18 protein-coding genes are annotated in these 19,822 nt (G+C 41.8%); 4 read left to right on the forward strand and 14 right to left on the reverse strand.

All coding sequences use genetic code 11. From position 1 onward, the window contains the following. The first annotated feature begins 12 nt into the window (after nt 1-12). A complete protein-coding gene (locus ACHZES_RS04450) occupies nt 13-675 on the forward strand; it encodes an RraA family protein (RefSeq protein WP_395547987.1) in 663 nt (220 codons plus the stop codon). 10 nt (nt 676-685) lie between these two features. Here ACHZES_RS04450 and ACHZES_RS04455 read toward each other — a convergent pair whose 3' ends face one another. Together ACHZES_RS04455 and ACHZES_RS04460 are read right to left on the reverse strand one after the other, a co-directional pair. Beyond that, a complete protein-coding gene (locus tag ACHZES_RS04455; protein WP_154524359.1) occupies nt 686-1,408 on the reverse strand; it encodes a DUF5131 family protein in 723 nt (240 codons plus the stop codon). Nucleotides 1,409-1,546: 138 nt separating this feature from the next. Then, complete coding sequence (locus ACHZES_RS04460; protein WP_395547762.1) at nt 1,547-1,777, reverse strand: hypothetical protein; 231 nt, start codon at nt 1,775-1,777, stop codon at nt 1,547-1,549. A 367-nt stretch (nt 1,778-2,144) separates the two neighbouring features. Between ACHZES_RS04460 and ACHZES_RS04465 the strand changes: the two genes are divergently transcribed. Further along, the gene (locus ACHZES_RS04465; protein WP_038282282.1) at nt 2,145-2,957 is read left to right on the forward strand and encodes a motility protein A; all 813 of its coding nucleotides are present in this window, start codon (nt 2,145-2,147) and stop codon (nt 2,955-2,957) included. 10 nt (nt 2,958-2,967) lie between these two features. Next, entirely contained in the window at nt 2,968-3,645 is a 678-nt protein-coding gene (locus ACHZES_RS04470; RefSeq protein ID WP_395547761.1) for a flagellar motor protein MotB, read from the forward strand. 86 nt (nt 3,646-3,731) lie between these two features. Here the strand turns inward: ACHZES_RS04470 and ACHZES_RS04475 are convergent, their stop codons facing one another. From ACHZES_RS04475 to ACHZES_RS04520, 10 genes are all read right to left on the reverse strand, one after another. After that, entirely contained in the window at nt 3,732-4,868 is a 1,137-nt protein-coding gene (locus ACHZES_RS04475; protein WP_395547760.1) for an ABC transporter substrate-binding protein, read from the reverse strand. Nucleotides 4,869-4,944: 76 nt separating this feature from the next. After that, entirely contained in the window at nt 4,945-5,961 is a 1,017-nt protein-coding gene (locus ACHZES_RS04480; RefSeq protein WP_395547984.1) for an ABC transporter permease, read from the reverse strand. Between the two features lie 18 nt (nt 5,962-5,979). Then, nucleotides 5,980-7,473 carry a sugar ABC transporter ATP-binding protein gene (locus tag ACHZES_RS04485; RefSeq protein WP_353655189.1) on the reverse strand — a complete coding sequence of 498 codons (1,494 nt, stop codon included), beginning with the start codon at nt 7,471-7,473 and terminating at the stop codon, nt 5,980-5,982. Nucleotides 7,474-7,625: 152 nt separating this feature from the next. Further along, complete coding sequence (locus tag ACHZES_RS04490; RefSeq protein ID WP_395547759.1) at nt 7,626-8,642, reverse strand: substrate-binding domain-containing protein; 1,017 nt, start codon at nt 8,640-8,642, stop codon at nt 7,626-7,628. Continuing rightward, nucleotides 8,620-10,416: a sensor histidine kinase gene (locus ACHZES_RS04495; protein WP_395547758.1), complete on the reverse strand. Its 1,797-nt coding sequence runs from the start codon at nt 10,414-10,416 to the stop codon at nt 8,620-8,622. The genes ACHZES_RS04490 and ACHZES_RS04495 overlap by 23 nt, the downstream gene beginning before the upstream one ends. After that, the gene (locus tag ACHZES_RS04500) at nt 10,417-11,988 is read right to left on the reverse strand and encodes a response regulator (RefSeq protein WP_395547757.1); all 1,572 of its coding nucleotides are present in this window, start codon (nt 11,986-11,988) and stop codon (nt 10,417-10,419) included. Between the two features lie 615 nt (nt 11,989-12,603). Further along, nucleotides 12,604-14,235: a glycoside hydrolase family 43 protein gene (locus tag ACHZES_RS04505; RefSeq protein ID WP_395547756.1), complete on the reverse strand. Its 1,632-nt coding sequence runs from the start codon at nt 14,233-14,235 to the stop codon at nt 12,604-12,606. Between the two features lie 20 nt (nt 14,236-14,255). Beyond that, nucleotides 14,256-15,428 carry a glycoside hydrolase family 5 protein gene (locus ACHZES_RS04510; protein WP_395547755.1) on the reverse strand — a complete coding sequence of 391 codons (1,173 nt, stop codon included), beginning with the start codon at nt 15,426-15,428 and terminating at the stop codon, nt 14,256-14,258. A gap of 22 nt (nt 15,429-15,450) precedes the next feature. Further along, nucleotides 15,451-15,681, reverse strand: a complete 231-nt coding sequence (locus ACHZES_RS04515; RefSeq protein ID WP_051835218.1) for an HPr family phosphocarrier protein — start codon at nt 15,679-15,681, stop codon at nt 15,451-15,453. A gap of 27 nt (nt 15,682-15,708) precedes the next feature. Beyond that, on the reverse strand, nt 15,709-17,079 hold the full coding sequence (locus tag ACHZES_RS04520; RefSeq protein ID WP_051835219.1) for an MFS transporter: 1,371 nt from the start codon (nt 17,077-17,079) through the stop codon (nt 15,709-15,711). 242 nt (nt 17,080-17,321) lie between these two features. On the opposite strand from ACHZES_RS04520, the gene ACHZES_RS04525 reads away from it, so the two are divergent. Then, nucleotides 17,322-18,185, forward strand: coding sequence for an AraC family transcriptional regulator (locus tag ACHZES_RS04525; protein WP_404820326.1), 864 nt, complete (start codon nt 17,322-17,324; stop codon nt 18,183-18,185). 119 nt (nt 18,186-18,304) lie between these two features. Here ACHZES_RS04525 and ACHZES_RS04530 read toward each other — a convergent pair whose 3' ends face one another. Both ACHZES_RS04530 and ACHZES_RS04535 read right to left on the reverse strand, forming a co-directional pair. After that, complete coding sequence (locus ACHZES_RS04530; protein ID WP_395547753.1) at nt 18,305-19,000, reverse strand: DsbA family protein; 696 nt, start codon at nt 18,998-19,000, stop codon at nt 18,305-18,307. 218 nt (nt 19,001-19,218) lie between these two features. Beyond that, entirely contained in the window at nt 19,219-19,698 is a 480-nt protein-coding gene (locus ACHZES_RS04535; protein ID WP_395547752.1) for a DUF1413 domain-containing protein, read from the reverse strand. Nucleotides 19,699-19,822: the final 124 nt, after the last annotated feature.

Here is a 19,822-nt window from a genome sequence, read left to right on the forward strand (position 1 = left end):
TGAAACATAATGATGAAATCCTGGAATAACGAAGACGAAATGTTTGAGCTGATGAAAGAAAAACTGTACACTCCTGTAGTAGGCGATATTCTGGATCTTATGGGTCATAGCCATCAGTTCCTGCCGCCCCACATCCATCCCTTAAAGGATGACATGAAGATTGCGGGCCGTGCCTGCACGGTTCTGGAGCACGACGTGTATGGCCCACAGAAAAAGCCCTTTGGTTTGCTTACAGAAACGCTGGATCAGCTGCAGAAAAATGAGGTATACGTGGCTACAGGCGCCCATAACAGCGCGTTATGGGGAGAACTTCTCACTGCCACCGCCCGCACTCGCGGAGCTGTTGGCGCCGTGCTGGACGGCTACACCCGCGACACACCGCAGGTGCTGGAACAGAACTTCCCTGTGTTCGCACAGGACCGCTGGGCGCAGGATTCCTCGATACGCACCAGCGTGGTGGACTTCCGCTGCCCCATAGAAATAGGCCAAGTGACCATTCACGATGGGGATCTGGTATTCGCTGATATCGATGGCGTACTGATCATTCCGAAAGAAATTTCCGAAGAAGTCATTGAGAAGGCGTTTGAAAAGGCCGCCGGTGAAAAGCTGGTTCGAAAGGCCATTGAGGGCGGTATGTCTGCCACGGAGGCTTTTGCCCATTTTGGTATCCTGTAAAGCGATTCTATCAAAACAACCTTTTTCCATCTGATATATCGATACCTAGCTCTTTTGCCATACTGTTTTGCTTAAATGGATTTATTTTTTCGACTATACCATTTCGTTTGAATAATGAGCCTGTATTTTTGAACCAAAATGTTGTATTTGCTTTTACGCATTGTTCACGGATATGAAGGACCCAATTATAATCACATTCACGAGCCTCTCGACCTGTTTCACCGCCAACGGTAACATGATCTACTCCGTGAAGATACGGTGTTAAATCTATCTCTTCTAAAAGTGGGGCACAAGCGATAAAGCGTCGCTTTATCGGATAGGATAAAAATAATGGAAGTCTGTAATCAGCTGATTTTTGATTCTCGACAGTACATCCAATATTAACATTGTCATATCCTGTGCCCCAATCTGCTGGAAGTGATACAAGGAAACGGTCAATTCGTTTTGTCAAAATCAAAAACTCTATGTCTGTTCTTTCCTTGATGATAGCCCAAACCTCTTTACGCCATTCATCCGCTTCGGGAAGAAAAAAATCAGTAGCAAAACAGGTCGCAAGAATTTTGTTCCCTTTGATGTTGTATTCCCCTTTTGTATTTTTCCTTATAGGCCAATCGAATTTATCTGTTTTTTGTATCGTGTTTTGACCATAGCGTTTCGCATGTGGTCCATAAAAATAACAATTTGTGCAACCATCACTTGCTTTGTAACAACCTGTCCATGGCTCCCAGTTCATAGGTATCCTCCTTATTTGATTTCCTTTCTATCATAATACAAGAAACTTCTCTAACAATCAATATTAAGTCTCCTATGTACGATAAACGTTATTCAACAATTCCAACAATCTCACATTCAATAAAATCATTAAGCTTTTTCATTTGTCGCCAGCTTTAAACTTTTCAAACAAATCCCAGAATTCTGATCTGTTGCGGTTTCCTTTCGTTCTTAATGAATAATATTCATTTAAGCTTCTCCCTTTAATGTCATATGCCACATTAGATATATAAATAGTTGTATCACCATATTCTTTTACCACTTTTCGATATAACCCAAGTTGCCTAGTTGGAAAATTCGTAAGTAAATCCTCTTCTATAAATACAGTCATATTAAATCCTCCATTTTCTTTATTAAATATTTAGTTTAAAGCAATAAATCAGCCGGTAGCATTTGACAGCTACCGGCCTATTCATATTTTATTATACAATTTTATAAGTAAATATGATTTACCAAATTTTTCCTTATTAATTTATAGAGCTTATTTTTGAAACTTCCGTCGTCTCTAAAAAGATGAGTTAAATGGGAATGATTCATAAACGCCTTCATAGTCTCAACAGTAATATAAAGATAGGATAAAGAAAACATTTGACCCCTTAACTGCCATTAAATCCTATGTTTAATCAACCGATATAAGATTGTCATACAAAATACCTAAGAGGTTTATACTTCTGAAAATTACTGTTAGGAGGTTTTCAATGTCTAAATTTACAAACTCAACATGGATCGGACTTGTATTTGGTGCATCTCTTATTGTCGGATCTGTATTTGTATCTGGTCATGCAGAACTATTTTGGAACGTGCCCTCGGCTTTTATTATTTTCGGTGGAACCATCGGAGCCACTATAATGGCATTTCCTCCTCAAAGGCTTAAAACCATAGGAACCGTAACTAAAAAGGCATTTTCAAATTCCCACTTTGATTTAAAAAAGGATATTGCATCTTTAGTCAGATGCGCTGAAATATCCCGGAAGGATGGGCTTCTGGCTCTTGATAATCATATTGATGATTTAACTGATGATGCATTCCTTAAGATGGGAATTCAACATATCATTGATGGTGCTGATGAAGATCAGCTGAGAAATTTATTGGAAGGTTCTACCTATTTCATGAAACAGCGGCATCAAAAGGGCGCCGCAATGCTGGATATGATAGCGGCTACGGCTCCTGCACTGGGGCTTCTTGGAACCTATGTAGGCCTTATCCCCATGCTGAATAATCTGGATGATGCAAGTACACTGGGCCCAATGATGGCGCTTGAACTGGTTTCTTCCTTTTACGGAGCTTTTGTCGCCTATGTCATCTTTTCTCCTCTGGCTAAGAGGCTGAAAATTATGAATAAAGAAGAAGAAACAAGAAGAGAGCTGTTGATTGAGGGACTGGCTGGAATACAGCAGGGGAAAAATCCAAGGTTGATCAGAGAAGAATTGCAGGCATTTGCAAATATAGCCCTGGATACGGAAGAGGAAGATGCTGAAAAACCGAAATCTCGTTTTAAATCAAGGAGGTGACTGATTCGTTATGGGCAGATCCCATAGGATTGAAGAGGAATATGAGGAGGAAGAGGCAAGCTGGCAAGACAGCTACAGTGATTTAATGACTGATTTACTTGCCATTTTCGTAATTTTGTTTGCATTTGCCATGATGAATCAAGCACTTACGATTCAGGAAAACAAAAGAGAAAAAGAAGCGGCTGCAATCCAGCAGCAAAACAATTACGTATTGAATGCAGAAGAGTTCAACAAACTCTATGAGTACATTAAAACATATATAGAGGAAGAACAGCTTACCGATGAATTAAGCGTTACGAAACTTGGGAACGATCGTATTTTGTTACGTGTTGCGGCTTCCGTTTTTTTTGATTCGGGAAGAGCCGAAATCGATGAGGCTGCAGAACCTGTGCTTCAGAAAATTTCCGAAATATTGGTAACATACCAGGACTCCTTTAAAATGGTAAGGATCGAAGGCCATACAGATAACCGTCCAATCAATACTTATCTCTATGCCAGCAACTGGGAGCTTTCAACAAGCCGTGCCGTTAACGTTCTTAGGTGGCTTCTGGATACCTCCGGTATTGAAGCGAAAAAATTTTCTGCCATAGGCTACAGCGAATATTATCCTGTCGAAGATAACTCTACCAATGAAGGCAAAAGAAAGAACAGGCGAGTGGACTTTTTTATAGAGGGAACAGACGATTAAGCGAAGATTCGATATAAAAGAAAGCCATTCCCAAACTTCCTAAAAACAGGAACCGGAAACGGCTTTCTTTTTTTTTAAATTATGTTTTATTTATACAGACAAGGCGCTACTTCTGCTGAGTCCATATTCGAGGCATCATACCATAGACAGCCTGTATCTATATCGTTAACTGATTGCCCGGTAGCCGCCTTTGCTGCCAGCATAACCGCCTGATATCCGATTTGTACCGGATTCTGGGTAATGGAGCCTGCCAGGATCCCGTTCTTTACCGCATCAAGCTGAATGGAGCCGGAATCAAAACCTACGCCGATCACTTTATCCGGTCCCAGCTTCTGAAGGCTTTCATTGGCAGTTACCAAATTCTTAGCCGTAAACTCATTGGAAGCATAGATGGCAATGAGATCGTTCTTATTTAACAGAGTGCTGGCTACGATTACGCAGGCTGCGTCATCCACGGTTGCCGGAATTCCTACGTCAATAATCACCTTTGCCCCGTCAGCCTTTACGTTGTACTTGTCATGTCCTTCCACCGCACAGTTGTTTTCTCCGATCAGGGTACGCATTTTGTCAATAAAGCCTCCGGTTCTCTCTCCAATAGACTGGGAGGTGGCATCCTGGGAAACTACACCGATTCTTACTACCTGGGCTGGATCTGTTACCTTTTCCTTGATGATGTCGTACATCTTTTCAGCTGCTAGACCTCCAGCCACATAATTATCCGTTGCCGCATTTGCTACAATTGCGCTTTTGGGCGCATCCGGAACACCAGAATCAAAGCCTACGATAGGGATGCCTGCCGCCTGGGCATTGGAAATGGCATCCAGAGAAGACTGGGTATCAAGGGCTGCCAGACAGATGGCGCTGGGCTGTTTATTAACCGCATTATTTAATTGCTCAATCTGTTCAGCTACGGCACTTTCATTAGCCGGCCCTACAAAATTAGTGGATTTTAAGCCTAAATCCTTTGCTGCCTGCTCTGAACCCATCTTAACTGCCTTCCAAAAATCATGCTGAAATCCTTTAGCCACGATCTCCACCGAAATACTGCTGTAGTCGATCGTACCGCCCTCTGCTGCCTTCGGACTTTCGGTCTTTGAAGCCTCTTCCTTTGGGGCAGGGGTCTCTGTCGAAGCCGGTGCCTTTGTCTCTCCGGAACATCCAATCAGAATTGCAGAAGTCATTGCCGCGCATAGGAATGCACCAAGTAAACGATTTTGTTTCATTTGAAAACCTCCCTATATAATTTTTTTATAATTTCCCGCTTTTAGCGGAAGATTAATTAATAATAAATGGTTCTCTTTAAGCTTTTCCCTGCTTTCTCCGATTCAGCACATCCACAAAGACTGCTATCACAAGGACAAATCCGGTAATTAAAAGCTGGTAATGAGGCTGTACCCCTATAAAGGGAAGACCGGTCTTTAAAACAGCCATGATAAATACGCCAATCAGGGTTCCTGCAATGGAGCCAACGCCGCCCGCCAGGCTGGTTCCACCGATAACAACTCCTGCTATGGCATCCAGTTCAAAACCGTTTCCCGTACCTGGCATCAGAGTAGAATATACGGCCGCATAGGATACTCCTGCCAGACCGGCAAATAATCCGCTGATGACAAAGGCCAGAGTTTCATATTTCATCACATCCACGCCGGACAGCCGTGTAGCCTCTTTATTGCTTCCCAAAGACAGAATGTAGCGTCCCGGACGTGTTTTATTCAGAAGAACAGCCATAGCCACAGCCAGAATGATAAGCAAAATAAATCCTGTTGGTATTCCTGCCTGGGGAAGCCCCGGTGCTTTCAGCTTAAAAAGGCTTCGAAAGGCTCCTCCGGAAGCCGTTGCCTGTGGGAAGGTCACAGTAGCTGTATTGGTGACAATAGAGCCTAAGCCTCTGGTAATCATCATCGTTCCCAATGTGGCGATAAAAGCCGGGAGCTTCATAACCGATACCATAATTCCGTTAGCCAGTCCGAATAATCCTCCCAAAAGAATAGCCAGAACCACACACACCGGCATAGGCAACCCGGCCTTGGTAAACAGAGTTCCTGTTATAAGGGAGCAGCAGATACAGGAGGTTCCTATGGATAAATCAATACCACCGGTAATGATTACAAAGGTCACGCCAATTGCCATGAATCCGATATAATAAGAAGAATCCAGGATACTGATAATGGTGCTGTATTTTGCGAAATTTTCCCCAAAAAACCAGAAAAACAGGAATAATACTACTAATGCGACAATTGCTACTAATTTTTGAGTACCGATAGCCTGAAGCAGGCTCCCATGGTCTTTTTTTGTCTGATTGATATTATCTTCCATTTTCATAATTCCTCCTAGTTAATTTCTTATGGTGGCAGCATGCATGATCTTTTCCTGGGTCGCCTCATCAATGTTTATTTCTCCAGTCTTGCGTCCCTCACACATAACCAGAATACGGTCGCTCATCCGAAGAACCTCGGTCAGTTCTGAGGAAATCATGATAATTGATTTTCCCTGTTTGACCAGTTCATTCATCAGAGTGTAGATTTCACTTTTCGCCCCCACATCGATTCCTCTGGTTGGCTCATCAAAGATCAGGATTTCACAGTCCCTGGTAAGCCATTTGGCAATCACCACTTTCTGCTGGTTACCTCCGGATAGATTTCTCACCTGCTGATGAACAGAAGGAGTTTTGGTTTTCAAGGCTTTCACGTACTTCTCCGCCGTCCTTACCTCCGCCTTGTTGTCAAGAAACAGCCCTCTGGTAAACTGCGGTACAGAAGACATGGTGGTATTTACCACCACCGACTTTTCCACGATAACGCCATACCGTTTCCGGTCTTCAGATAAATAGCCGATTCCGGCTTTTACCGCATCTTTCGGGGAACGGATATCCACCTTTTTTCCATAGACGAAAATTTCTCCGCTATCCTTTTTATCCGCACCGAAGATAGCCCTGGCACTCTCCGTGCGTCCAGCTCCCATAAGCCCGGAAAAGCCCAGAATCTCCCCCTTATGAAGTTCGAAGCTTAAATCCTTTACAGCTCTTCCTACATTTAAGTTCTCCACCTTAAGAACCACCGGAGCATCCTCTGGCACGCTGCTTTTTATCTTAGGCGCCTCATAAACGGTCCGTCCCACCATCATGCGAATGATATCATCCTTCGTACACTCCTCAGTAATCAGGGTCCCCACATATTCACCGTCACGCATGACGGTAACACGGTCCGTGATCTGATTGATCTCATCCATCCGGTGGGATATGTAAATAATTCCGATTCCTTTGTCACGCAGGTCCCGGATGATTTTAAACAGCTCATTGATTTCAGACTCCGTCAGGGCCGCCGTTGGCTCATCGAATACAATTACCTTGGCCTCTGTGGAAATAGCCTTTGCTATTTCACACATCTGCTGCCGCCCTACCGTCAGACGCCCCATATTTTCCTTTGGATCTATTTTTATATTCAGCTTACGAAAAAGCTCTGCTGCATCCTCTGCCATCTTTTTGTCATCTACAAGCCTTCCGTTCATCCGCTCTCTTCCGATAAAGATGTTTTGGGCGACGGTCAGATGATTCATCATATTTAACTCCTGATGAACGATCACGATTCCTGCGTCCTGGGCCTCCTTCGGGTTTTTAAACTGAACTTCCTGTCCTTCAAAGACAATGATTCCTTCGTCTCTGCTGTAAATGCCTGTCAATATTTTCATTAACGTGGATTTTCCTGCGCCATTCTCTCCCATAAGCGCATGAACCTCTCCCCGTTTCAGCTCCAGACCGGCCTTTTTCAGCGCATAAACCCCTGCAAAGGATTTGTCAATATCCTTCATGGTCAAAATAACTTCTCCCACTGATCTCCCTCCGTTCCTCTCCGTCTCTTAATCTTGACTCAGTATATCAGGATGAGGTTTTTTAAAAAATCGAAAAACCTCCCAAAATAGGTTAAAATATTACTTTTTCAAGTATTTTAACCCTTTTTGGAAGGTTCTTTTCCTTCTTCTTTCTATTGGCTGTTGATCTCTTCTTTTTTCGTTGCCCTGCTTCCCAGAAATGGAAACAGCAGCTTTTCATTTTCCTCGGTAAAGATATCCCCCACAGTAACAAGCTTAGAGCCGGAGTTTAAAAACAGATCGGTTTTTTCTCCTTCTATGCGTTTCACTGCCTCTTCAATCCCCAGATACCCCATATTAAACGGATTCTGAATAGCCAGGGCCTGATATACACCGGATTCCAGAAGCTGAATCTGAGATACGGAATTATCAATTCCAAAGGTTTTAACCTTACCCTTAAGCCCCAGATCCCGTACTGCGCTGGCGGCACCGAGCGAGGAATACTCATTAAATCCTGCAATAATATTGATTTCAGGATGCCTTTCTAAAAGCTGTAAGGTAACATCATAGGCCTCCTGATAGATAGAATCACAGAATACCACTTCTTCAATGGCTTCAGCCTCTTTTCCCAGGCCTTCCCTTATTCCCTTCTCCCGGTCTATGGCAGTAGAGCTGCCTTTTACATGTCCTACCAGACCGATTTTAGGGTTCTCCGGAAGAAGTTCCTTCATATACTCCCCCAGCCTTCTTCCAATTTCCACATTGTCCGTGGCAACAAGAGGAATCGACAAGCTTTCATTGATATTGGAATCAATGAGAACAACCTTAACTCCCTGATTTACTGCCTGTCTGATGCTGGATGTCGTTTCCTCATAGGAGCAGGGACTGACTAAAATCGCATCCGGCCTTTTCCCCGCCGCTTCCAGTATCAGCCGGTTCTGCCCTTCTACATCCGTTTCTGTTTCCGGAGCCATCAGGCTTAATTCTACGTTATACTCTTTTGACGCAACCTGAGCTCCAGCTATAACGGATGACCAGAATTCGTTGCTCTCGTCAATCTTTTTGGGAATCAGAATAATCTTTGGTCCTGCCTTCTCTCCGGTTGTTTCATAAAGCTGATAGCAGATTCCAAAAACTGCTCCCAGTAAAAGCAGGTACGTTCCCAGCTTAATGACTGTGCTCTTTTTCACCTTCACCGCCTCCCTCCATGTCCGGGATTCGGACAATAGCTGCAGTTCCACCCTCGGGGCTGCTTTCATAACAAAGTCCGTATTCCATGCCATAATATAGTTTCAGCCGGGTCTGCACATTATACACTCCCACTCCATTTCTCTCATAGTTGACCTTATGCTTTTGAAAAATAGATTTCATCTGTTCTTCAGTCATCCCTTTTCCGTTATCCGTTACCTTCAGTATAATATCCCTTCCCTCCGGGTAGGCCTCAATCCGGATAAGCCCCCTGCCGCTTTTATATTTAATGCCGTGGTAAATGGCGTTCTCAGCCAGAGGCTGCAAGACCAGCCTAATCACCGGCTTCTCCAATATAGCTTCATCAATGGCCATTTCATAATCCAGCTTGTCCTTATAGCGCATCTGCTGAATATCCAGGTAGTTCTTTACATAATCGGTTTCCTGCCTTATGGTAAAAAGTTCCTGATCGCTGCTGATGGAACGCCTTAAAAGCCTGGCTAAGGCCATGGTCATATGGACCACCTCACGGTTCTTTCCGGCTTCGGCCATCCACACAATGGAATCCAGCGTGTTGTAGAGAAAATGGGGATTAATCTGAGACAGCAGAGCCTTCATTTCATTCCTGCGTTTTTCCTCCTGTTCCCGGATGTTTTCCGCCATCAGCTTCTGAATCTCATCTGCCATCATGTTGAATGCATTACCCAAAGTTCTGATTTCATGGTCAGGAATTCTGGTTAGATCCACCTGTTCAAATTTTCCTCTTTCCACCCGTTTCATGGAATCCTGCAGAAGAATCATGGGCTTTGTTATTCTGCGGGAAAGAATTGTCACGGCTGCGGTCAGAACCAGGCACAACAACAGGGTAACCAAAGTATAGATCAGCTGGGTCTGAGAACGGTTCTTTAAAAGCTCTGAAGTATAGGCTACTCCCACTACCGTCCAGCCTGTTTTTGGGGATACAGTTATGGTATAAAGTTTCTGTTGCATGCCCTTACCGCTTAAGAAATATTCCTCCCTGCAGTCAAGCACATCTTTAATCTGTTCTTCCTTTAAGCCGCTGTAGATCAACTGCTGCTTGGGATGGTAGAGAATGTTTCCCTTTTTGTCCAGAATAAATACATATCCTCTGGCTCCCAGGTCAATTCGTTCGCACTGCTCCTCAATGGCCTTGTAATTTAAATCAATAAAGAAAACTCCCTGATTTTTTGTTCTGCCCGGATACCTTAAGGGACTGCTTAAGGTCACTACCCAGGGGTATTCGTTCATGATGATGTTCTGTACCCGGGAGGATGAAAGAACCGTCATCCCTTTACCGGTCTCCAAAGCGTCCCGGTACCAGGCCTCGTGGAGAATATCCGCATAAGGATTTAAAGTCTGGGTTCCGTCATTTATCAGGATATTATTCGGACCTGCCACAGCGCCGATATTGTAAATATCATCCCGTGTTTCCCTTACCAGCCGGAACCGTTCCAGTACGCTGCTTCTTAACTCTTCCCTGCGGACCGGTTCCTTTTCCGAAAATAAATACCGAAGCAGGTCCTTATCGCCTGACATCAGATAGGAAATATTCTCCATATAATCGAGATAGGAATCTATGTTATGGTTCGCCTGCTCAATCAGCTGCATGGTGCCGTTTACGGAATTGTTCAGAACATTTTTTTCCGTATACCGGAAGGAAAAACCATAGATCAGAAGCAGGGCAGAAAGGATGATTGGAAGGAAACAGATCAGCATGCCGGAGCGGATGCTTTTAAATTGAAAACGGAACCTCATTTATCTCCTCTTTTCCTTTGCATATTCTGTAGGCGTCTTCCCAGTTGCCTTTTTAAAGGCAAGGCTGAAATAATGGGGATCTGTGAATCCGGTCTTCTCGGCGATCTGATAAGTTTTTAAGCTGGTAGTTTCCAGAAGTTCTCTGGCCTTTTCCATGCGGGTATCACTTAATACCTCTACGAAGCTCTTTCCGATGCATTCCCGGAACATGGCACTGAAACGGCTGGGACTCATGGCCAGATAGCTGCATATGGACTGAAGATTTAAAGAGCTCTCACCATAATGGCTTCTAATATAATCCACGGCCAGTACCGCCCGCTCATTTCCCTTCTTATCCTTTACCTCTGCCACGGCATCTACAAGTCCTCCGAACATCGCCTCCAAAGCTGACCGTTCTTCCTCCAGAGACTTTTTTCCGTCTATTTGCGAGATATATTTATTTACCTGCTCGTACGCCTCAAAGCCTTCCATACCCATTACCTCCAGCATGGACCTGGCCTCAGAGAGCGTATGAATGATGATGCTTTTGGCACGGTCCTTTTTTAAAAAGGATTCCTGTATCCGCATGCAGAGACTGAAAAGGGCCTCTCCGGCTTTCCTTTTTTCTCCTTCCCGGACCGCGTTAAGTAAATTTTCCTGCAGTTTTTCCCATTCTTCAAAAACAGCCGCTTTCTCAGCCCTTTCCCTGTAAAGAATGGCTCCCGCCTCCTGGCTGTAGCGGTATTCCAGCATATCCTCTGCCTCCTCATAGGACAGATAGAGCTGCGCCGTACTGTTTACAGAACATCCGATTCCAATGGTAAGCCTGATTCCCATGCAATCTTTCACGCTGTCTGAAATTACTTGAAACAGCTTTTCTGCCTTTTCCCCCCAACGTTCATGAAAGTTCCCAAGCAGCAGAAAAACAAGCTGGTGGTCCAGTTTCTGAATCACATACCCAATACCTGATCTTCCAATGATCTCAGCTGCAATATTATAAACAGCAAAGCACAGAAGTTCTGCTGACTCCTTATCCTCTCCCCTGATTTCCGCATCCCCGACAGCGACCATACACTTAGAACCACGAAGAGCAATGCCATAGGATTTAAGCTCTGTCTCCAGTTCAGCAGCAGAACTGTTCCCACAGATCAGGCGCATCAGAAGCTTTGACTTTAAGACCTCTCTATTCTTAAGCAATTTTCTTCTTTCCCGGCTTTCCTGATCCAACTTTTCGCGTATGCCGTCAAGGGCCTGTCCCAGTTCTTCAAGAGAAAAAGGCTTCAGAATATACTCCCTTACCCGGTATTTTAAAGCCTGTTTGGCATATTCAAAATTATCATAGCCGCTTAATATGACCACACAGATATGCGGATATTCCCTGGAAATCAAGCGACTTAGCTCCAGGCCATCCATATAAGGCATACAGATATCCGTCAGAACTACCTCTACCGGATTGTCACGGATATAATCCATGGCATCCTCCCCATGCGGAAAACACCCCTTCAGTTCAAATCCCCTGCTGCCCCAGTCCATGGTATCCTTTACTGCCTCACGGACTAAAAATTCATCATCAACAAGAACCACACGATACATAAACCTTCCCCATTTCTGACTCTCATTATAATACACAGTGCTTCTTTTGCCTAGAAAAAAACAAGGCTTAAGCAGACGAATCCTCTTAAGCCTTTGGTTTTTTGCTATTCTGTTATTTTTGATCCACGTCCATGATTTCCACACCTTAGAACCAGTAAGAAGTTACAGCAAGAGTGATATCCACTCCTAATTTTTAAACTGGTCTGCACAGGTTGCACTTTCTGATACTCTTTTGATGGCGGTTTCTGAATTTATTACAATTACCGGTTCGCTGTTACTGTAGAGAATATTCTCCTCAAAAATTTACTTTCCCCAAGTATATTCGTAATTTGATTCTTCCTAAATAATATTTTGATATTTCTATTATACTATTACCGTCACTTTGTTTCTTGTGATTTAATAGCAAAAAACATAATAATATTCATGTTTTCACCCAATAATGCCAAAAAATAGAAAGAAGGGCTTACACTATTTTAACCTCAATGAACAAAATGAACAAAACCCAGCATTAACCCTGGGTTTTGTCATTCATTTTTATCGGATGGGCAAAAATCACCTCGATTTAATTAAAAAGTCAAAAGGAATTTATGGATGCAAGAGTTCTTCTTGTATTACTTATGAAATATCTTCGTATTCAAAAAAATCAAAATCCGCATAATGTTGGTGAAACATTCGATCTGCACAGGTCATACCTACAAATGTTCCTGTAAACTCTCCATATTTACAATATTCATCTGAAAACTTCGTAGTATCAAACTCTTTGCCAATACGAAAATACTCTTCTCCATCGTAACTCCATTCAAAGAAGGTCTTACGGTTTTCAATTCGAAGCCGGAAATAAAGAGGCACATCCTTTACCGGAATTCTAGTATCCAGATACTCTGTTCTTGTTCCGTTTTCCAACTGTATCACGGAAATAGCACTTTGTCCCAATGTCTGACTATAATATTTTCTTAAATTGATATAATTCATATTATCATAATACAGAATTAATCCTGCACTATGCTGATATATCTCCGGCTTAAATTCCATTTTAGTGGTTATGACTGCATTTACTGAGGTTAACTTTCTGGCAAGAATGCTCACTTTGTTTAATGAAGTTCTGGATTCCTGACCTCGGATACGCACATATCCCGGCCTTGCTTTGACATCTGTAAAGCTTTCCGGTGAAATCCTTGGTGCATAATACTGGATTCCTAATGTATCACTGTTAAAATCATCAAAGTCCGGGATCTGTGGCATCGGGTATTCCGGAAGCTTACTTTCTTCAAAACTTTCTTTTGCTAAATTGCTTTGATCTGCCATCCGCAGCCACCCATCATCTGTCCACATCATTTTCTGCATGGCTGTTTCTCTTCCCAGCGTGCACCGCAGCTCTGGTACAAACGGTCTGGCTGTTAAGTGTACCAGATAAACTTCTCCCAATTCATTTTCCACGTAGCTTCCATGCCCTGATTTTTGCAGCATTGACTCTGGATTGTAATATTTCGGTTTCAAATGATCCGGATCTTTTCTTTCGTTAAACTCTCCGGGAATAGAAGTCACGATTGGATTCATGGGATCTTTTTCATAAGGACCCCAGACATTTTCTGAACGTCCCATAGTTACACTGTGACCATACCCTGTACCGCCTTCCGCACACATAATATAATAAAATCCTTTGCGCTTATACAGATGCGGTGCTTCAATGCAGCCCCTGTCTGTCCCCCCCTGCCAGAAACGTTTGGGATAACCGATAATCTTCTTTTCAACAGGGGAATACTCTGCAATACAGACTGCCCCCGGCTTTTCATATCCTTCCCTTGTCTCCCATTCCAGTGAAACAATATATTTTTTCCCGTTATCATCATGGAGGATGGACGCATCAAAGCCTGCCGAATGAAGATAGATTGGTTCACTCCATGGACCCTTTATATCGCTGGCTGTAATCAGATAGTTATCGACATCGAAATATCTTGCGTTCATAGAATTCATAACACCGTAGATCACATAGAACAGCTTCTCTTCTTCGCAATATGTTAAGCATGGTGCCCAGATTCCTTTCGCAGACGGTAATTTTCTAATATCTGCCTGTTCTTCACTGCGAATGACATGAGTATACAATTCCCAGTTTTTTAAATCTTTTGAATGATATATGGGAAGCGCCGGCATCCATTCAAAAGTAGATACTATGACAAAATAATCATCTCCGGCCTTGCAGATACAGGGATCGGGATTAAACCCTGGAAATATTGGATTTTTCATCATATGATTCGCCATCTCCTTCTTTATACATGTTCAACGGGAAACCACCCCTGAGCTGCTGATTTGCCAAAATCCCAGGAATCCCAGCCAATCCATACCGGTTCATTGACTGTATCCAGCAACAGCTTATAATTCCAGTAAAAATATCCTTTTCCGCAATTCCATGCATCCAACTGTACTTTTGCAAGTTCCTCATAGATTTCCTTTTTTTCCTCAGGTGTATAAGATTCCTTTTCCACCCCTTCTATGCCATTAAGTACCGATTGTCCGCCTTTGGTGTCATGGCCGCATACAAGCGAATTAAACAAGCACCATTCTCCGCAAATGACAGAACAATACTGCGCCATCTCTTTGATGGAGGCCTCATATTTTTCTTTCACATAAGTGACATATCCATCCACAATTTGCGGACAACCGTCTATTTCTGCCATCATCAGATATTGGTGGGTATCCAAAATAATATTTTCAAACTCTTCTTTCTGCATGAAATCCTTCCAGGCGGAAAAATTAAATCCATCATGAAATACTACTGCCTTTTCTGCCGTCATATGTTTCCGAATCCGCCCATACGCTTCTGTATAGAATTGTTTGAGAAACTCCATGGGAACCGGAGCGTTATTCTTTGCCATTTCCTTATCTACCGGCTTGTACCTTTCCTCTATATTGAAAGAGTCCCATGCCGCTTCTGTTAATGGTTCATTGACAGGTTCAATGCCAAGAAGACCTTTTCTATTTCCATATCGTTCTGCTAATTTTTCCAAAAGGTCTAATGTGAATTCCACATTTTCTCTGCTGCTTGCCCAAGTACACACCCCGGATAATCCACCATTATCAAATCCATTCTGGCTGCCTGGCACGGTATGTAAGTCAATCAAAATCTGCAATTCATACTTTTCTGCCCAGCCAAATGCTTTATCCAGTTCTTCAATACAACCAATAAAAGGGGGGCAATCACCAAATATAAAATAGGGAACTGGTATTCTGACAGCATTCATATGGTGAGATTTAATAATTGCAAAATCCCTTTCCGTGATATACTCACTGCGATGCACCTTTATTCTTGCCTCATACACTTCTTTGGACAGCTGTCTGGGAAGATAATATTCATCTTCAGCTGTTGTTCCGGCAAATAATGCCGGACTCATCCATTTCTCCAGCACCAGCCAATTTCCAAGATTTACGCCTTTTATCTGCATTGTTCTCCTCTCCTTCTTCTCTTTACTTAACAAGGAAATCTTTGAATTTTTCTGTCACTTCTATATCATCATCACTATCCACTAGTAATGTCAGCGGCTGCTCCAAATCCAAACTGAAAATTCCCATAATAGATTTTGCATCTACATAATATTTTCCCGTCTGTAGATCTACATCACAGCTATATTTTGAACATATATGATTAAACTTCTCTACTTCTTTCATGCTGTTTAATTTTACACTTTTTTTAATCAAATCTTAACCTCCTGTGATTTTCTATATTTATTTGGCCGCACGTTCTTTTAAGTCTGCTATAATTCCATCAAATTCTTTATCCAGTTTCCAGAACTTCATAATAATCAATCCGATTACATATACCCCTATTGGTATTAATACAAAGCAGATACGAATAGAAAACAGTGCGGAAGCGGACTGTACTGCCGCTCCTCCTATGTATCCTCCCGCTGCCAGAATCCATCCAAGCATTGCAGAACCAAGGCCGCTTCCAACCTTGTACCCGAAACTGCAGGCGCTGTTCACCAATCCGGCTGTCCGGTATCCTGTCTTCCACTCTCCATAATCAATGGTATCTGATACCATTGCCCACATGGTAGCTCCGCCACAGGCTCCGCCGATACCGCGAATAATACTGGAAATGATTATTAACGCTGCGGAACCGCCTGAATAACTGAGAACCAGCATTCCTACAATACTTACAACTAACCCTGCCGCAAATACATTTCTTTTTCCAAATCTCTTTACAAAGTTTGCGATAAGAAACATACAAACAATCTGAGCTACATTCATTGTGCTGTTAATGGTTGCTACCAAATTAGAATCGCCAAGAATTTCTCTTGCAAAATAGACAGTTGCCCCTCCACTGATCGAAAGATTCAGAAAGAAAATGGCAAGTAATACCGTAATCATAATCCAATACTTATTTTTTAATAGTGCTTTAATTCCTTCTTTAAATGAGACGACAGTTTCTTCCCCTGTTTTCTCTTCCTCTACCGTTTTTACTCTTTCCTTCGTGCCAAAGAAATTAATTAAAAATGCAACCACTGACAATAACCCTAACACACAAAATGTCTTTGTCCAGGCACTGGCATTATTACCAAAGAATTCCACTAACGGCAAGGTAAACGTATTAATGATCAATGTTCCTGCTGTTGCAAGCAGGTTTCGGAAAATACTGAGTACGGAACGTTCATATGGATCCTGTGTCATTAACGCATTTAATGTAGAATAGGGAACATTAATTGCAGTATAGATAACGGTAGAAGCCAAATTATATGTTATAAATACATACACTAATTTAGGTGTCTGTGCCCATCCCGTGGGTACTGAAAACAATAAAACTCCCGACACTGCAAATGGGATGCACATTCTTAACAGCCAAGGTCTTGCTTTCCCAAATCGAGATTTTGTTCTATCTACAATCACCCCCATAATAATATCACTGATTCCGTCAAAAACTCTTGATACAAGCATAATCGTTCCTACAGCCGCTGCACTTACCCCAGCATAATCCGTGTAATAGAATAACAGAAAAGCCGTCATTGAAGTGTAAATTATATTACACCCGAAATCTCCACACCCATAGGAAAAACGCTCCACGAATCTTCGCAAAGTTAATTTTGTCTTTATTTCCATAATTTTCTCCTTACTTTTACAAAAACGTTTGCAATAAAAGTCTATATAAAATTCGGCGCGCTTTATATTGTGCTTAAAATATATCATAAGTATTTTTTTCATCATAGATTTTATCTTGACGATAAGATAGGTCAATATTGACTTTTTCCCTTCATGTATTATACTTAATTTGAATCCATACAGAACCGGATAGATATCAAGGAAAACAAATTATCATAACTTAGTTTGGGAAAGGCGCCTATATGAAAGAACCAGCAGAACAGCTTCGCATACACGAATATGTGGAAATACCGTCTACAAAAGATATTTATTTTAAACATTATTTTGATCAGGGGCGTCTGGTATCTAATCACTGGCACAATGAAGTGGAGATTATTTATTTGTTAAAAGGAAATCTGGATGTCTCCATTGGCAGCAAGACCTTGCATTATCAGGAAAGTGACCTTGTTCTTATTAATTCCAAAGTAGTTCATTCAACCGTATGTACAGCACCTAATGAATCTATATTGGTGCAAATCCCTTACACTTTTTTAAAACGGTACATTCCGGACATCGATAGATATATGTTTTATATAGACTGTTTTTCTACAAATCCGATTGTCCAGACAAAAATTTCCCAACTAAAAGAAACGCTAAAAAAAATGCTCATTGTTACAGAATATCACCCTGAAGGAGAATGGTTACACTTCGGGTCCCTTCTATTTGAATTGCTATATCTTCTATACCACGATTTTAAAATTACAGATCCTCAAGCCGGTTTTCAACAACAAGCGAAAAGTTTAAACAAATTGGATTCTGTATTAGATTACACGCAAAAGCATTACAGCAAATCGATTTCTCTGGATGAAATTGCTGATATTGCAGGATTCCAGTCCCAGTATTTTTGCCGTCTGTTTAAAAAAAATATGGGGGTGACTTACCTGCAATATCTAAACGAAATCCGCTTATCACACATTTATCAGGATTTAATTACAACTGAACTTCCGATCCAGGAAATATTGGAGCTTCATGGATTTACCAATTATAAATTATTCCGAAAAGTATTTGCTCAGAAATTTCATATGACACCTTCAGAGATCAGAAATTTACAAGGTGGAAAGCAATAATAACTATACTTCCAAGTTAGAGCTCGCCCATGCCAAGCAAACCCAAAAAGCGAGCCGCATTGCACTGCTCTCGCAGCGCCTCGGCTCGCTTTTTGTTATATATCAGGAACTAAAAGTTGTTAATCGCAATTTATTTTACCGTTGTCCAATCGGCAGGCTGCACCTTCAGAGGCGATTTTCTCTTTAGTTTCTGCAACACCTCGGACAGCTTTTATAATTTGTGTTAGTGGCTGTGCACCATTGATTTGATATTTTCCATCTAAAATGAGGCTTGGAACTCCATTGATGCCATATTGATTTGCAAGAAGTAAGTCTTTCTCCACCGCTTCTTTTGTATCACCACTGTTATAATATTGCTCCCATTTCGTAAAGTCTATGCCACTTTGCCTGATGCATTCGTTAATGATATCCAGATCCTCAATGTTGTGATTTTGTACGAATAAGGCATTTTGCAGGGCGTCAAAAACGTCCCAATATCCTGCGTCGCCTGCAGTGAAGTATGCCGCTTTACATGCAGTAAGTGCTTTCATGGAAGCCGGGAATGGAAATTCTGCCTTATGCATTCCAGAGATGTTAAACCTATGCAGGTCATCATTTTGATTTGCCTGTTCCCAGTGGCTCAAAATTTCGATCTTAGCCGCTGCTCTTGAACCAAACATCGCCTCAAAGTCGCGTTCCGATTTGACCAATGCATAAGATCGATGCACGATTTGCGCTTCTGGCATCATTTTTTGTAGCTGGCGCATCCGATATGACATTGGGAAGCAAAAGCTGCATATTACATCATGGAAAAACTCTATAGTCACATCTTTCATAATAACACTCCTTATCTCTTCTATTTCATAGTATGAACAATATCCATTCAGTTCTTTGTATTTCTTTATATATATACTCTTCTATTCTAGTAAAAAATACTACATCGCTTATTTCTAATTATTGAAATTGTACCAGCTTTGCATTTGGACCATTGGCTGCTATAAACTGTTGAATTGCAGTTCTAATATTTGTATTCATATCATTGTCCTCCCTTTTATTATATCATCTTATACTGTGCTCGACGCCCACAATCGACCATCTTTTCAAATTGGATTATATTCGGATATTCATCTTTTATGTAATTAAAAAATTGCTTTCCAAAAACTCCTGCAACACCTCGCCCAATTGTCCACTCATTTCCATAAAGTTCAGGAAGCGTAAAAGAATCGCCAGGCTTGTACTGCTTCAGAGCTCTTTTTACAGCCTCTGCTGGCGTAAAGATTGTAGTTAAATTAAACAACCTATTACGAATGCAATCTTGAATGGATATCCCATCCTGCTTTGCCATCTCTTCTAACTTCTGATAATATTCTTCATTTAATGAGAATTTGATTGTTGGCATACCTGCTTCTCCTAATCTAATTTGTTGATTGTTTACATTTTTATTGGCAATGATTTTGTTTTCTGTCTTATCTCTCTGATACAATGCAGGTCCATGCATGAATATATAATACTCCGCAGGTCCCTGTTCTGTCAATAGATTTTCTGTTAAATAAAGACCGACCAGTACTTTTACCAGTCGGCCAAAATCTTTCTATTCATTATATACCACTTTGCCATTTTACCTTCTCCACAAACAATCTACTTTATCACAATATTGT

Origin of the sequence: Lacrimispora sanguinis, assembly GCF_044987295.1 — a bacterium.
Taxonomy (GTDB): domain Bacteria; phylum Bacillota; class Clostridia; order Lachnospirales; family Lachnospiraceae; genus Lacrimispora; species Lacrimispora celerecrescens_B.

What these genes read in the sequence shown, in the direction of transcription:
- ACHZES_RS04455 (WP_154524359.1), bottom strand. Translation starts at nt 1,408, where the DNA reads ATGAACTGGGAGCCATGGACAGGTTGTTACAAAGCAAGTGATGGTTGC.
- ACHZES_RS04500 (WP_395547757.1), bottom strand. Translation starts at nt 11,988, where the DNA reads ATGTATCGTGTGGTTCTTGTTGATGATGAATTTTTAGTCCGTGAGGCA.
- ACHZES_RS04510 (WP_395547755.1), bottom strand. Translation starts at nt 15,428, where the DNA reads ATGCAGATAAAAGGCGTAAATCTTGGAAATTGGCTGGTGCTGGAGAAA.
- ACHZES_RS04505 (WP_395547756.1), bottom strand. Translation starts at nt 14,235, where the DNA reads ATGATGAAAAATCCAATATTTCCAGGGTTTAATCCCGATCCCTGTATC.
- ACHZES_RS04520 (WP_051835219.1), bottom strand. Translation starts at nt 17,079, where the DNA reads ATGGAAATAAAGACAAAATTAACTTTGCGAAGATTCGTGGAGCGTTTT.
- ACHZES_RS04530 (WP_395547753.1), bottom strand. Translation starts at nt 19,000, where the DNA reads ATGAAAGATGTGACTATAGAGTTTTTCCATGATGTAATATGCAGCTTT.
- ACHZES_RS04525 (WP_404820326.1), top strand. Translation starts at nt 17,322, where the DNA reads ATGAAAGAACCAGCAGAACAGCTTCGCATACACGAATATGTGGAAATA.
- ACHZES_RS04460 (WP_395547762.1), bottom strand. Translation starts at nt 1,777, where the DNA reads ATGACTGTATTTATAGAAGAGGATTTACTTACGAATTTTCCAACTAGG.
- ACHZES_RS04470 (WP_395547761.1), top strand. Translation starts at nt 2,968, where the DNA reads ATGGGCAGATCCCATAGGATTGAAGAGGAATATGAGGAGGAAGAGGCA.
- ACHZES_RS04480 (WP_395547984.1), bottom strand. Translation starts at nt 5,961, where the DNA reads ATGGAAGATAATATCAATCAGACAAAAAAAGACCATGGGAGCCTGCTT.
- ACHZES_RS04475 (WP_395547760.1), bottom strand. Translation starts at nt 4,868, where the DNA reads ATGAAACAAAATCGTTTACTTGGTGCATTCCTATGCGCGGCAATGACT.
- ACHZES_RS04495 (WP_395547758.1), bottom strand. Translation starts at nt 10,416, where the DNA reads ATGAGGTTCCGTTTTCAATTTAAAAGCATCCGCTCCGGCATGCTGATC.
- ACHZES_RS04465 (WP_038282282.1), top strand. Translation starts at nt 2,145, where the DNA reads ATGTCTAAATTTACAAACTCAACATGGATCGGACTTGTATTTGGTGCA.
- ACHZES_RS04450 (WP_395547987.1), top strand. Translation starts at nt 13, where the DNA reads ATGAAATCCTGGAATAACGAAGACGAAATGTTTGAGCTGATGAAAGAA.